Below are 14,866 nucleotides of genomic sequence, written 5' to 3'. Positions count from 1 at the left end.
GGTCAGATAAGTGAGCTTTTTGCTCCGAAATCGATGTTTAGACCTTCGTTGGGAGCGGTGTAGCAAGAGAGGTAAAAATCATTCATACGCATCGCTATTTTTTTATATCTTTGCTTCCGCCAAAAAGAGACGGATGATTGATGCGATAACACGGGAACGGATTTTGGAAGCGGCAAACATTGTGGATGTTGTGTCTGAATTTGTCACGCTGCGAAAGCGCGGGGTGAACTTCGTCGGTCTGTGTCCGTTTCATACCGATAAAACGCCTTCGTTCTATGTCTCGCCGGCCAAAAATATTTGCAAGTGCTTTGCGTGTGGCGAGGGCGGATCGCCGGTCTATTTCATCATGAAGCACGAACAACTGAGCTATCAGGACGCGTTGCGTTTTCTGGCCAAGAAGTATCACATCGAGGTGCGGGAACGTGAACTGACCGACGAGGAGAAGCGTTCGCAGAGTGACCGGGAGAGCATGTTTATCCTCAACAGTTGGGCGCAGAAACATTTTACTTCGCGGCTGCTCGACCATGAAGAAGGACGCGCCGTAGGACTGTCTTATTTCGCGCAGCGCGGCTTTCGCGACGAGACGATCCGTAAGTTCCAACTCGGGTACAGCCTCGAGAAGCGAGACGATCTCTACCAGTCGGCTATCGGCAAAGGCTACCGCAAGGAATACCTCGAAAAGACGGGGCTTGTTACGTTTTACGACGACGGGGCCGGGAGCGACCGCTTTCGCGGACGCGTGATCTTTCCCATTCATACGCTCAGCGGTAAGGTCGTGGGGTTCGGTGGGCGTATCCTCGACCAGACGAAGAAGACGGCCAAATACGTCAACTCGCCCGAGAGCGAGATTTATCATAAGAGCAACGAACTGTACGGCTTGTATTTCGCGAAGCAGGCGATCGCGAAGGCCGACAAATGCTTCCTCGTCGAAGGGTATACCGACGTGATCTCCATGCATCAGTCGGGTATCGAGAATGTCGTCGCCTCGTCGGGAACGGCGCTCACGCAACGCCAGATTCATCTGATTCACCGGATGACGAACAATATCACGGTGCTCTACGACGGCGACGCGGCCGGTATCAAGGCCGCTATTCGAGGCATCGACCTGCTGCTCGAAGAGGGGATGAACGTGAAAGTGTTGCTGCTGCCCGACGGCGAAGATCCGGACTCGTTCGCGCGTTCGCGCAATGCGTTTGAATTTTCGGTGTATATTCAGGAACATGAGACGGATTTTATTCGCTTCAAAACGCAACTGCTGCTCGATGAGGCGGGGAATGATCCGCTTAAACGCGCTTCCCTGATCTCGGATATCTTACATTCCATCGCCGTGATTCCGGATAATATCATCCGCTCCGTCTACCTCAAAGAATGTAGCCATCTGTTGGAGATCAAAGAGCCGGTGCTGCTGGCCGAACTGAATAAGATACGCGCTCAGCGACGCCGGGCGCCGTCGCTTTATCGGCAGCCGGCTCCGCCGCCATCGCCCGTCGATCCGTCATCGGATCGTCCCGCCTTGTCGGAGGGGGGAGGGTCGCCGTCACCCACGTCCGCTTCGGAGGGCGAGCATGCCCCGACGACAACTCCCGTACAGCAGTCCGTTGCGCCGACGCCACCCAAACGCGCAACTCCTTCGCCTTACCGGGCTATCGAGGAGGCGTTGCTTCGCTACGTCGTGTCGCAAGGCGAGTTAGTGCTGTATGATTATACGGACGAGGAGAGTGGGGAGCACGTCGTCGTCCGTGTGGCCGAATACATCAGCGAAGAATTGCAGAAAGACGATCTCGCTTTTTCTACACCGCTCTTTTCAATGATCCTTGAAGAGGCGGTCGATCAGTGTCATGTTCCCGGATTCAAGGCGGAGAGCTATTTTTCGTCTCACCCCGACCCGGCAGTTTCGTCTGTGGCTACGAATCTTGCGGGCGGCATCTATCAGATCGGTTTCGGGAACGAAACGCCTGAAGAAACAGCGGCGGAGCCGACCGAGGAAGAACGTGAAGAAATGAATCGTCGGCAGGTGAAAATGTGGGAGAAAGCGATCGTACGCGATCTGTTCGCCCTCAAAGGTGCTCACCTGTTGCAGCAGATCGCGGGCATCAATAAAAAAATCAAGGAATTGCAGGCCGAAGGGCGCATCGACGAAGCCATCGAGCAAATGAAGGAACAAAAACGGCTGAATGCCATCAAGGTGGCGCTAAGCAAAGAATTAGGAGAACGAATTATTTTAAAAATGTAACTTATATGTATTTTGTAGAAGCGGAACATATCGTTAAACAGTACGCGAATCATCGTGCACTCGACGATGTCAGTATCCGGGTTCCGGAAGGGAAGATTTTCGGGCTGTTAGGCCCGAACGGCGCCGGTAAGACGACATTGATCCGGATCATTAACCGTATCACCGCTCCGGATAGCGGGCTGGTGCGTTTCGACGGAAGGCCTTCGACGCACGACGACATTTATCGAATCGGGTACCTGCCCGAAGAGCGCGGACTGTATAAGAAAATGAAAGTGGGAGAACAGGCCGTTTATTTTGCCCGTCTCAAAGGGTTGAGCGGCCGTGACGCGAATAAACGGCTGACCGAATGGTTCGAAAAGTTCGACATCATGCCGTGGTGGAACCGCAAACTCGAAGAACTTTCGAAAGGGATGCAGCAGAAAGTGCAATTTATCATCACGGTCGTACACGAACCGACGCTACTCATCTTCGACGAGCCGTTCAGCGGTTTTGACCCCGTTAATGCCGAACGGCTGAAGCAGGAGATGTTACAACTGAAAGAGGAGGGGAGGACACTGATTTTCTCGACACATAATATGCCCTCGGTCGAAGAAATATGCGACGAGATTGCGCTGATCGACCGCTCGCATGTCGTCCTTTCGGGCGATATTCATGAAGTACGTGAGCGTTTCAAAGAGCATATTTTCCGCGTAGTCGTCGCCGACGGACAACCCCTCACGTCCGTACCGGAATTGTTCACCGTGCTTTCCCAGAAGGCTCAGCACGGATATACGGAGGCGCATATCCGCAAGGAAGAAGGCGTCACTAACTCCTCGTTGCTGAATGCCTTGGCGCAACAGCGTGAGATACGCTCGTTCAACGAGGTATTGCCTTCGATGAACGATATTTTTATTCGTACCGTTACACAAAATACATCGCAACCATCATGAATAGTATAGGATTAATTATTAAGCGGGAATACATCCGCCGCGTCAGAAAAAAATCATTCGTCCTGCTGACGTTTCTGACGCCGCTGCTGATGATTGCACTGATTTTCGTACCGCTGTGGCTGTCGTCTATCAAGAGCAGCGAGATATTTCAGGTGTCTGTCATCGACGAAACGGGAAAATACGTGTCGTTGTTCAAAGATGTTGACAATTACCGCTTTTTCGACGGAAAAGCCTCCGTCCCGGCATCGCAGGATGAGGTGAAAGAGGTGTTTGCCACGCTCAAAATTACCGACGACCTGTTGGAACATCCTGAAGCGGCTGCTCTTTATTCGCACAAGCAGATACCTGAGGCTTTGTCGCGTACCGTGAACGAAACGTTGCGCAAACAAATCGAAAGCGATAAAATCGCATCATATCAAATTCCGAGGCTGGAAGAAATCATTCGTGAGAGTCAGATACGCTTTCAGGTGCAAACGATTAAACTGAGCGAAGACGGTAGCGAGAGCCAGTCGTCCGTTTCGCTGGCTTACGCCATCGGCATTCTTTTTACCATGACGATCTATATGTTTATCATTATGTACGGTTCGATGGTGATGCAGGGCGTTTCGGAAGAGAAGACGAACCGCATCGTCGAGATTATGGTATCGTCCGTCCGTCCGTTCGACCTTATGATGGGTAAAATCATTGGTATCGGTCTTGTCGGACTCACCCAGCTCTTTCTTTGGGGCATTCTTACCATGGTCGGTTTCACCGTGATCGGCCTCTTCTTCGGCGCAGGCGCCGATGCTGCTGTAGCGATGCAGCAGGGGGGGGCGGCAACTGCCGGCGAAATGGGCGAATGGATGGCTAAGCTGCAATCGTTTAACTTCTCCGAAATCCTGTTTCTCTTTGTCGTCTATTTCTTCGGAGGATATCTGCTGTATGCTTCGCTCTTTGCGGCCATCGGTTCGGTAATCGATCACCCCGAAGACGCCCAGCAATTCATGACCCCCGTTATCCTGATTCTCGCCTTTGCGTTGTACGCCGGCATTTACAGTATCGAAAACCCCGACGGACCGTTGGCTTTCTGGTGCTCAATGATTCCGTTCACGTCGCCGGTGGTCATGATGATGCGTATCCCTTACGAGATCCCGCTTTGGCAAACGCTGCTCTCCGTCTTCTTGCTGTTTGCTTCGGCGGTCGGTCTGACGTGGATCTCTGCCAAGATTTATCGCATCGGTATCTTGATATACGGCAAGAAACCGAACCTGAAAGAAATTGTCCGCTGGCTTTCTTTTAAGTAGCAGGTGTGTCTAAATTTTTTATCTTTGTACCCCGAATAACAAATGATAAAAGCAAAGATGAATAAACAAAAAAAAGGAACGATCTGTGTACAGGGAGGCTGGCAGCCTAAAAACGGCGAACCTCGTGTAGTACCGATCTATCAAAGTACGACATTCAAATATGAAACGAGCGATGAGATGGGCAAACTGTTCGATCTCGAAGCTTCCGGATTTTTTTATACGCGTTTGCAAAACCCTACGAACGAAAGTGTTGCCGCCAAAATTGCCTCGCTCGAAGGCGGTATGGCGGCCATGCTGACCTCATCGGGACAGGCGGCGGTATTCTATGCGCTGTTCAATATCTGTGAAACGGGTGGACACCTCATTTGTACGTCTAAAATTTACGGAGGAACATTCAATCTCCTTGGAGTGACAATGAAGAAGATGGGGCTGGATGTGACCTTTATCGATCAGGATGCCACAGACGAAGAGATTGAAAAAGCGTTCCGTCCGAATACGAAGGCTGTCTTTGGCGAAACATTGGCTAACCCGGCCGGAGCCGTACTCGATATCGAACGTTTTGCACGTATAGCACACGGTCATGGGGTGCCGCTGATCGTCGATAATACGTTGGCTACGCCGATCAATTGCCGTCCGATCGAATGGGGAGCCGACATCGTTATCCACTCGACAACGAAGTATATGGACGGTCATGCAACAGCCGTCGGAGGTGTCATCGTCGACAGTGGGAATTTCGACTGGAACGCGCACAAGGACAAATTTCCCGGCTTGACCATGCCCGATGCTTCGTATCACGGCATTGTCTATACCGAGAAATTCGGAAAAGTGGCTTACCTTGTTAAAGCAACCGTGCAGTTGATGCGCGATCTTGGTTCTACGGCTTCGCCGATGAACGCTTTCTTGCTGAATGTCGGTCTCGAAACGCTGCACTTGCGCATGCCTCGCCACTGCTCGAACGCTCAGGCCGTAGCGGAATACCTCGCCAGACATCCGAAAGTGGAGTGGGTGAACTACTGTGGGCTGCCTGACAATAAATATCATACGCTTGCTCGCAAATACCTGCCCGAAGGAGCCTCCGGAGTGCTTACGTTTGGTCTCAAAGGGGGACGTGATCATGCGATCCGTTTCATGGATTCCCTGCAACTTGTGTCTATCGTAACGCATGTGGCCGATGCACGTTCGTGCGTGTTGCATCCCGCCAGTCATACGCATCGTCAACTTACCGACGAGCAATTGGTTGCCGCAGGTGTAGCGCCCGATCTGATACGTTTCTCTGTCGGAATCGAAGATATCGATGATATTCTTGCCGATGTGGAACAAGCACTGGAAAAGGTGTAGTTCTTCTGCTGCGCTAATGTAGTTTCATAACAAAGACGGTGTGATATAAAAGGAATATACACCGTCTTTTTTTGATTATTGTATTCATTGACCAATTAACGATTGATTTAAATCGGGCTTTCAGCCCTTGTAAGCCCCGCAGGGACGTTTAACCTTTGTAGGTGTTATGCTCTGCGGGCGTTGAGATGTTTAGTTGTTGATTCGTTGGTCCAACGCTGACCGCTGAAAACGGATGGCTGAATACAGTAAGAGCCCCGTAGGGGCGTATTAATTCAGCCCAATGCGCAGCGTTGGGAAAAAAGGTCACCAACTCCGCCAGAGGGCTGTAAGTCTGATGTAATAAGTTAATTGTTAGGATAGACATGCCGAAATCGCGCAATTTGCCTTTAATTCATCTCCGGATTTTTGGGATAGTTGATCCATGTATTGTACGGGCGGCCGAGAAGCTCGACGGAGCGAGTCCAGAACGAGTCGTCATGCGCAAGCATCAAACTTCGATCGGTCGAATGGCTGACTAACCAAGAGTCGCGTACAATTTCACCATCTAATTGATTTTTAGTCCACCCTGAGTAACCTAAAAAGAATTTTACGCGTTCATTGAAAGGATTACCGCCAAGGATATAGTGTTTCAACGCCTCAAAATCACCGTCAAAATATAGATTTTCTTCAATCTGCACGCTGCCGGGAATAGCCTGACCGAGTGAGTGGATGAAAAATAACCGGTTCGAACTGACAGGGCCGCCAAGATAAATAGGAAGAACCGGATATTTTTTAGCTCCGGAAAAAAATCATTGACAATGAGCCCGGTCGGTTTATTTACCACGAAGCCCATCGAGCCGTTCTGATTGTGCTCAACTAACAATACGACGGAACGTTGAAAGTAAGCGTCCTGCAAAAACGGTTCGGAAATGAGAATTTTCCCCTTTCCCGGTCGTAAGTCGTTATGCTTGATTTTGAAGATGTCTTTATATTGAGCCATTGTTGCAATTACGAATAATCCTCAAATTTAGGGCGGCAATATAATATGTATTTTGAAGAAGAACAAGGAAAAAGAAAACTTTTTCCGTTAAAAAACAATAATAAGTTTCGGATTGTTACGCCGTATGATTTTCATTGAATATTCTTAATCGTTCTTCAAGCAATTCATATTGATGCGGCTTGATAAAAGACGTGCATGCTCGCAATCCTTCCTGTCGACTTCCCGTAGTTCCGAGCGAAATGGCGCTGATACCGTAGCAAATCAATTCTTCCATCAGCTGGCTTCCGGTCATGCCCGGATACCCGATCGTAAAATAAAAACCGTCGGCCACGGGTTCGTCCAGATCACGGTCGTATACGATGTGGAAACCGTAACGGGTGAAAATTTCTTTGAGTTTCGCTGCCCGCCGTCCATACTCTTTGACTTCGTTGACAAAGTCGAACGTGCCGTCCGATGCGGCTTTCAGCATCGCGGAAAGTGCGTATTGCGCCGAGTGGCTCGTTCCCGAAGAAAGCGCGTAGAGCACGCGATGGATATAGACCGTTCCGAATGTTCCGCTACCGTACCGCTGGGTCAGTCCCTCGTAAGCCCGATGATACAGCTTGTCGGAAATTGCTGTGACTCCGATGCGTTGTCCGGCATAGCTGAAGGCTTTCGAGCCGGAGATTTGCAGGATGTAATGATCTGTATAGTGAGCGACGCTTGGTTGAAAAGGCGGCCGGAACGGTGTGCCGAGGTCTTTCCGGAAATCCATAGCAAAATAAGCAAGGTCTTCGATCACAATGACATCGTATTTCGTTGCCATTTGACCAATCGTTTTCAGTTCATTATCCGTCAGACAGAACCATGCCGGGTTGTTCGGGTTCGAATAGACGAGGGCAGCGATATTTCCTTGCGACAAGTATTTCTCCAAAATGTCTGCGAGTTTCTCTCCCCGATGTTCGTAAACATCAAATGAGGCATACCGATAGCCCATGACCGTGATCTGCTGTTTTTGAACGGGAAAGCCCGGATCGATAAACAGGATCGTGTCTTTTGCCGGGTTGCATTGTCCGCACGTAAGGAAAGAGGCGAACGTGCCTTGCATGGAGCCGGTTACCGGTACGCATCCTTCGGGAGAGATATCGATATCGATAAACGCTTTGATAAACCGGGAAGCTTCCTCTTTGAGTGCTTTCAGGCCGTTGATGTCGGGGTAGATGGCTGCAATGCCTTTTTGTAAAGCTTCGATTTCGGCATCCGTGCCGACTTGTGCCGGCCGTAGTCCCGGCACACCCATCTCCATGTGAATGAATTCGATACCGGTTTCTTGCTCCAGTTGGTTGGAGATGGCTACTACTTCACGGATAGTTGCCTTACCGAAATCCTGTAATTGATAACGGTCGATTGCACGTCGTGCCGTTTCGTAGTTAATCGGTGTGTTTTTCATGGTCCTTTATTTTACGGTTATTTTGTTGTAAACAAGGTCTCTTTGAATATTTCCGAAACGGTGGGGTGGGGGAATACGACTTTTTGGAGTGCCTCAATCGTCATCCCCTGCTCAATAGCCATGCATGCTCCGTGAATCATTTCACTGCAAGGATTGCCCAGCATGTGAACACCCAGTATCTTCCGCTGAGGACTGAAAAGCACTTTGCAGAGTCCGGTCGCTCCTTCATTTTCTGCAACAAAACGCCCGGAATAAGTCATCGGGAGCTTGGCAACACTGTATTCGATGCCTTTATTTTGAGCTTGTTCTTCGGTCAGACCGACTGTAGCGACCTCCGGATTGGTGTAGACGATACCGGGAATAGCATGATAACGCATCTCGTCTTCGAGCCCGGTGAGATTGTTTACCACCACCTCGCCTTCGCGACTGGCGGTGTGGGCTAACATCGAGAACCCGGTAATATCGCCTGCAGCGTAGACGTTCGGCACGTTTGTCCGCATTTTTGCATCGACTCTTACAGCTCCGCGTTCTGTTTCTACCCCTAACGTCTCCAATCCGAAGCCTGTCGTTACAGCCCGTCGGCCGACGCTCATCAAAATCTTTTCTCCCGAAACGGAAGCTTGCGCACCTTCGGAGTTTACAAAAAAGACTTCGTTGCCTTTGACCTCCGTCACTTTGCATGAGAGATGGAAGCGAATCCCTTTCTTCGTATAGATGTCACGCAACATCGCGCTGACCTCACTGTCTAATCCCCCCAATATTTCGGGTAACATCTCGATAACCGTCACTTCGGAACCGAGGCTGTTGTACAGGCTCGCAAATTCCATGCCGATCACGCCACCTCCAATGATAACGAGCGAGGAGGGTTGCTCTTTCATGGCCAGAATCTCGCGGTTTGTTACGATGCGGTCTCCGGCTGCTTCGATTCCGGGAATAGGGGGGATAAAAGCCTCCGAACCGGTACAAAGTAGCAGATTTTTAGCCTGAAACGTCTCGTTGTTGCAATGAATTTCGATGGCCTCTTCCGTGCGTCCCTGGATGTGTGCTTCTCCTTTTACGACGTGTATGTTATGTGCTTTCATCGTGGCATTAATGCCGGCCACCAGTTTACGTACCGTTTTGTTCTTGCGGGCAACGATTTTGCCGAAGTCGAATGTTGCATCCGGAGCATGGACGCCGTACTTGTCGCCGTGCTTGGCATAGTCGTATACCTTTGCGCTGTAGAGTAATGTTTTCGTCGGAATACATCCTTCGTTCAGACAGACACCACCCAGGTCTTTCTTTTCGAACAGTGTTACTTCAAGTCCTCTCGCTGCTGCGCGTTCTGCCGCCACATATCCGGCCGGTCCGCCTCCGATAATCGCTAAATCTATCATGTTTTCTACTGTTTTATTTTTTTACTGTTAACGTGCAAACGTACGTAAAAAAAAGGACTTTCCATATGGAATGCGCTAAAAAAGGTAATATCGGCATAATTTCATAACCGAATTCGTATTGGTTTGCGAGCTGACGCTGGGTGAGTGAGTGTGTTCATAAGGATAAATAAGTTGGCTATTCAATGAAATATTGTGCTTGAAACACCTTCATTACCGATAGAATAATTCAGTTTTGATTTTTATGGACTCATGTATAAAAATCTCGACTTTTTTATTTATGTTTGCATCGAACTTTAAAAAAAAGAAAAGAAATGCCGGTAATATCACAACGTGGGATCAGCATGCCCGAATCTCCGATACGGAAATTAGTTCCGTTAGCTAATGAAGCGAAAGCAAGAGGAATCAAAGTATATCATCTCAACATCGGGCAACCCGATATTCGAACTCCAGAAGTGGGGCTTGATGCCATGCGTCGTATCGATCGTGAGGTGCTGGAATACAGCCCAAGCGAAGGATTGCTCAGTTTGCGTAAAAAAATGGTCACTTATTATCGCCGTTTCGGCATCATGGTCGATACGGACGATATTATTGTTACGACGGGAGCATCGGAAGCCGTAAATTTTGCATTTCTGGCTTGTCTGAATCCGGGTGATGAGTTATTGATCCCTGAACCGGCGTATGCGAATTACATGTCGTTTGCTCTGTCGTGCGGTGTAGTGGTAAAGGCGGTGCCCTCATCGATTGAAGACGGATTTGCTTTGCCGCCGATCGATAAGTTTGAGGAAATGATCACACCTCGCACGAAGGCCGTCATGATCTGCAATCCGAACAATCCGACCGGTTATCTTTATACGGCAGAGGAGATGCGTCGTTTGAGCGAGCTTGTGAGAAAACATAATATATTTCTATTTTCGGACGAGGTCTATCGTGAGTTTTGTTATACCGGTACACCTTATGTTTCGTCGTTCCACCTTGAAGGGCTTGAACAGCACGTGGTCATGCTTGATTCGGTGTCGAAGCGTTACAGCGAATGCGGTATTCGTGTCGGCGCTTTGGTCACAAAAAATGCGCAGGTGAAGAAGAGCGTGATGAAATGGTGTCAGGCACGGCTCAGTCCGCCGCTTCTCGGACAAATCGTTGCCGAAGCGTCTATCGATACGCCCGAAGAATATATGCGTGCCGTTTATGACGAATATTTGCAGCGGCGTAATTTTCTTGTCGATGGTTTGAACCGTATACCGGGCTGCTATTCGCCTCTTCCGATGGGCGCTTTTTATACGGTAGCCAAACTTCCGATCGACGATGCCGACACGTTCTGCGCATGGTGCCTGAGCGATTTCGCTTATGAAGGGCAGACGGTCATGATGGCTCCGGCTTCGGGCTTTTACGTGACACCCGGTTATGGACGAAACGAAGTGCGTATCGCATACGTGTTAAAAAAGGAAGAGCTGGCCAAGGCGCTTGATGTTTTAGCCCGTGCTTTGGATACGTACCGCAAGGTCTGGCTTGGGGTTTAGGCTAACAACAGAATATGAAGATATACGAAAAGGAGCTATATCGCCGGCGTGAGAGATGAATATTGAACTGTTTATAGCTCGGCGTATTCATTTTTCGAAAGAGGGACGCGACAGCAGACGGGTCACACCGCCGGCTGTACGTATTGCCGTAGCCGGTATTGCGCTGGGCGTGGCTATGATGATTCTTTCGGTGGCGATCGTTGTCGGGTTCAAGCAGGAAGTACGTAACAAAATCATTGGTTTCGGTTCGCATATCCGGATTTCCAACTTTGACAGTAATTCGTCGTATGAGACGGCGCCGATTTTTGTTAGCGACAGCTTGAAGCATCTCCTGAACACGATTCCGGGCATTCGTCATGTTGAGACATTCGCCACCAAGCCGGGAATCCTTAAGACCGAAACGGATTTTCAGGGTATTGTGCTTAAAGGCGTCGATGTGGAATATGACTGGACATTTTTCAGGAGACATCTGAAGGAAGGCGAGCTTTTCAGTGTTGATACGGGAAAGGTTACGAACGATGTGCTGATCTCGCAGCAATTGGCCGATATGCTTCGCCTTCGTTGCGGCGACTCATTTTTAGCTTATTTCGTGCAAGATGAGGTGAGAGCGCGCAAATTCCGCATCAGCGGCATCTACGATACCGGTTTTACGGACTACGACAAATTATTTGTCCTGACCGATATCAAGCATATTCGTCGTCTGAACGGGTGGGAGGTTGACGCCGTCAGTGGGCTGGAACTGCAGGTCGATGACTACGATGACCTTGATGAGGTGACTGCTGTTGTTGATGATCAGTTGCTCAATCGTCGTGACCATAAAGGAAATGTCTTTTATGTTCGTTCCATTAAAGAACTGAATCCGATGATATTCAGTTGGCTTGATGTGCTCGACTTGAATGTTGCCGTGATTCTTGTATTGATGATGGCCGTATCGGGATTCACCATGATTTCGGGGTTACTGATCATCATCCTCGAACGTACAAATATGATCGGTATTCTGAAAGCGCTCGGTCAGCAAGACCGTAGCCTGCGCCGTGTTTTTCTGTATATCTCGGCTTTCCTGATCGGTAAAGGGATGCTTTGGGGGAATATCATCGGCCTGGTACTTTGTTGGATACAATTCTTTTTCCAACCGCTGTCTCTCGACCCCTCCGTGTATTACCTCGACGCCGTTCCCATTCATCTGACGCCCGGTACATGGCTACTGATTAACCTTGGAGCATCCGCCGTTTCGCTCCTGATGATGCTTGCTCCTTCGTACCTGATCACCAAAATCAGTCCGGCCAAAACGATCCGCTTCGAATAGCAAGGCAGGCTCGTATTTCTTTTTCAAAAAACGGCCTGCCTCTTTTTCTTTCGGATATCTCCAGAAGAGCGAAATCTTTATATCTGTCTTAATTCCAGCGGTAATAGATGATCGAAAAGACTATTTCTCCACTGAAGAGAAAAGTGACTTCGTGCTTGCCAACAACGTGTTGCGCATAAGCGAGATGATCGTCATCGGGCCTACTCCACCGGGAACAGGCGTAATATAGCTGCACTTCTGAGCTACTTCGTTGAAGGCCACATCGCCCATCAGGCGATAACCGCTCTTGGTGACACTGCTGGGCACACGCGTGGTACCGACATCAATCACAACGGCTCCGTCTTTCACCATATCTCCTTTCAAAAATTCGGGAACACCCAACGCGGCAATGATGATATCCGCACTTAGACACATCTCCTTCAGGTTCTCGGATCGACTATGGCACACCGTCACGGTGCAATCGCCCGGATAGTCTTTCTGCATCATCAGGGTAGCCATCGGCTTGCCTACGATATTACTGCGCCCTAAAATAACGCAATGCTTTCCTTTGGTCGGGATTTCGTAGTATCGCAGCAGCTCAACGATGCCTGCGGGCGTAGCCGACTTGAAACAAGGTAACCCGAGCGCCATCCGCCCGACATTGATCGGATGGAAGCCATCCACATCTTTCCGATAATCAATTGCTTCAATCACCTTATGGCTGGAAATGTGTTTTGGCAGGGGGAGCTGTACGATAAAGCCGTCTACATCGTCGTCTTCGTTCAGCTGCTGTACCTTACGGAGTAATTCCTCTTCCGTTATATCGGCTTCGCAACGGATCAAGGTTGACCGGAATCCGATAGCTTCGCAACTTTTTACTTTGTTCATCACATACGTCTCGCTGCCCCCGTCGTGGCCGACCAATATGGCTGCAAGGTGCGGGATTTTCCCTCCCGCCTGTTTGATGTTTGCTACTTCGGCAGCTAATTCTTTCTTGGCCTGGGCTGCCACGGCCTTCCCATCGATTAATTGATAAACCTGTTCTTCCATAACTTTTTGTTTTTATCTGCGAAATGGTGAACGCATCATCCGGCTGCCCGGCTTGACGGTCGTAATCATTCGCATCATCTTACGTGTTTCGTCAAATTGTTTGATCAGCTTGTTAACATCCTGCACCGACGTGCCGCTCCCTGCGGCGATGCGCTGCCTGCGCGAACCGTTCAGGATAGAAGGATTCGTACGCTCTTGCGGAGTCATCGAATAGATTATGGCTTCAATGCTTTTGAATGCGTTCTCATCGACGTCGATATTCTTCAATGCCTTGCCCACACCCGGAATCATGGACGCCAAATCCTTCAGGTTACCCATTTTCTTGATTTGTTGGATTTGTCCGAGGAAATCATTGAAATCAAACTGATTTTTGGCAAGTTTCTTTTGGATTCGGCGTGCCTCGGCTTCGTCGTATTGCTCCTGTGCACGCTCAACCAGCGAGACGACGTCACCCATACCGAGAATACGATCAGCCATTCGTTCGGGATGGAAGACATCAAGCGCGTCCATTTTTTCGCCGGTTCCGATAAACTTGATCGGCTTGTCGACTACGGTGCGTATGGAGAGCGCTGCACCACCGCGGGTATCTCCGTCGAGCTTGGTAAGCACCACGCCCGAAAAGTCCAGACGGTCGTTAAATTCCTTGGCTGTGTTCACGGCGTCCTGTCCGGTCATCGAGTCGACAACAAACAAGATTTCGTTGGGCTGGATTGCCTTTTTGATCGCTGCGATCTCTTCCATCATCTGCTCGTCAATCGCCAGACGACCCGCCGTATCGATAATGACTAAGTCGCGCCCAGTCTTCTTCGCTTCGAGAATGGCATGAAGCGCAATATCGACCGGATTTTTATTTTCCCGTTCCGAATATACCGGGACTCCGATCTGTTCACCTAAAACGTGTAACTGGTCGATGGCCGCAGGGCGATATACGTCGCAAGCTACCAGTAAAGGATTTTTTCCTCTCTTGCTCTTCAACATATTGGCCAGTTTACCGGAGAAGGTTGTCTTTCCCGAACCTTGCAGACCGGCCATCAGTACGACCGTTGGTGATCCTGTCAGATTAAATTCGGCCGCAACGCCTCCCATCAAGGTGGCCAGTTCGTCGTGTACGATTTTGACCATCAATTGGCCGGGTTTCAGCGAAGTGAGCACATCCTGTCCCATCGCCTTTGCTTTTACTGTATCCGTAAACTGCTTGGCCACTTTATAATTGACATCGGCATCCAACAAGGCCCGACGCACATCTTTCAGCGTTTCCGCCACATTTAACTCGGAAATTTTGCCCTCGCCTTTCAACAGCTTAAACGAGCGTTCTAACCGGTCACTTAAATTTTCAAACATAGCTCTGATTTTTGGTTGCAAATTTAGATAAAATCCTCGAGTTTTTACACTGGCCAGATAAAAACACAAGGCCGACGCTTTGTTTTCTGTCCCCTCCTCTGCGTGT

At 49.5% G+C, this 14,866-nt stretch carries 12 protein-coding genes; 6 read left to right on the top strand and 6 right to left on the bottom strand.

Features of this window, described 5'->3' with window-relative positions:
- The first annotated feature begins 133 nt into the window (after window positions 1–133).
- The 4 genes from dnaG to Q4A89_RS10125 are packed head-to-tail and all read left to right on the top strand — an operon-like array spanning window position 134 to window position 5,783.
- Window positions 134–2,233: a DNA primase gene (gene dnaG, locus Q4A89_RS10140; protein ID WP_303185307.1), complete on the top strand. Its 2,100-nt coding sequence runs from the start codon at window positions 134–136 to the stop codon at window positions 2,231–2,233.
- Between the two features lie 5 nt (window positions 2,234–2,238).
- Window positions 2,239–3,162, top strand: coding sequence for an ABC transporter ATP-binding protein (locus tag Q4A89_RS10135; RefSeq protein ID WP_303185306.1), 924 nt, complete (start codon window positions 2,239–2,241; stop codon window positions 3,160–3,162).
- A complete protein-coding gene (locus tag Q4A89_RS10130; RefSeq protein WP_303185304.1) occupies window positions 3,159–4,445 on the top strand; it encodes an ABC transporter permease in 1,287 nt (428 codons plus the stop codon). Before Q4A89_RS10135 ends, Q4A89_RS10130 begins: the two co-directional genes overlap by 4 nt.
- Window positions 4,446–4,502: 57 nt before the next feature.
- Window positions 4,503–5,783, top strand: coding sequence for an O-acetylhomoserine aminocarboxypropyltransferase/cysteine synthase family protein (locus tag Q4A89_RS10125; protein WP_303185302.1), 1,281 nt, complete (start codon window positions 4,503–4,505; stop codon window positions 5,781–5,783).
- Between the two features lie 386 nt (window positions 5,784–6,169).
- Here Q4A89_RS10125 and Q4A89_RS10120 read toward each other — a convergent pair whose 3' ends face one another.
- The 4 genes from Q4A89_RS10120 to lpdA form a co-directional block, all read right to left on the bottom strand.
- On the bottom strand, window positions 6,170–6,493 hold the full coding sequence (locus tag Q4A89_RS10120; RefSeq protein ID WP_303185309.1) for a YqgE/AlgH family protein: 324 nt from the start codon (window positions 6,491–6,493) through the stop codon (window positions 6,170–6,172).
- Window positions 6,412–6,762: a YqgE/AlgH family protein gene (locus tag Q4A89_RS10115; RefSeq protein ID WP_303185301.1), complete on the bottom strand. Its 351-nt coding sequence runs from the start codon at window positions 6,760–6,762 to the stop codon at window positions 6,412–6,414. The genes Q4A89_RS10120 and Q4A89_RS10115 overlap by 82 nt, the downstream gene beginning before the upstream one ends.
- 115 nt (window positions 6,763–6,877) lie before the next feature.
- A complete protein-coding gene (locus tag Q4A89_RS10110) occupies window positions 6,878–8,191 on the bottom strand; it encodes a pyridoxal phosphate-dependent aminotransferase (RefSeq protein WP_303185300.1) in 1,314 nt (437 codons plus the stop codon).
- 17 nt (window positions 8,192–8,208) lie between these two features.
- Window positions 8,209–9,567 carry a dihydrolipoyl dehydrogenase gene (gene lpdA / locus Q4A89_RS10105; protein ID WP_303185299.1) on the bottom strand — a complete coding sequence of 453 codons (1,359 nt, stop codon included), beginning with the start codon at window positions 9,565–9,567 and terminating at the stop codon, window positions 8,209–8,211.
- Window positions 9,568–9,878: 311 nt separating this feature from the next.
- Here lpdA and Q4A89_RS10100 point away from each other — a divergent pair, with 311 nt between their 5' ends.
- The gene (locus tag Q4A89_RS10100) at window positions 9,879–11,084 is read left to right on the top strand and encodes a pyridoxal phosphate-dependent aminotransferase (protein ID WP_303185298.1); all 1,206 of its coding nucleotides are present in this window, start codon (window positions 9,879–9,881) and stop codon (window positions 11,082–11,084) included.
- Window positions 11,085–11,139: 55 nt separating this feature from the next.
- The gene (locus tag Q4A89_RS10095) at window positions 11,140–12,390 is read left to right on the top strand and encodes an ABC transporter permease (RefSeq protein WP_303185297.1); all 1,251 of its coding nucleotides are present in this window, start codon (window positions 11,140–11,142) and stop codon (window positions 12,388–12,390) included.
- A gap of 120 nt (window positions 12,391–12,510) precedes the next feature.
- Here the strand turns inward: Q4A89_RS10095 and folD are convergent, their stop codons facing one another.
- Entirely contained in the window at window positions 12,511–13,419 is a 909-nt protein-coding gene (gene folD, locus Q4A89_RS10090) for a bifunctional methylenetetrahydrofolate dehydrogenase/methenyltetrahydrofolate cyclohydrolase FolD (RefSeq protein WP_303185296.1), read from the bottom strand.
- A gap of 12 nt (window positions 13,420–13,431) precedes the next feature.
- Window positions 13,432–14,760, bottom strand: coding sequence for a signal recognition particle protein (ffh, locus tag Q4A89_RS10085; RefSeq protein WP_303185294.1), 1,329 nt, complete (start codon window positions 14,758–14,760; stop codon window positions 13,432–13,434).
- Between the last annotated feature and the right edge of the window lie 106 nt (window positions 14,761–14,866).

Origin of the sequence: Tannerella sp. (genome assembly GCF_030528505.1) — a bacterium.
GTDB lineage: Bacteria > Bacteroidota > Bacteroidia > Bacteroidales > Tannerellaceae > Tannerella.
The sequence above is the reverse complement of the archived record's forward strand: the minus strand, read 5'-3'. Positions and strand labels throughout refer to the sequence as shown.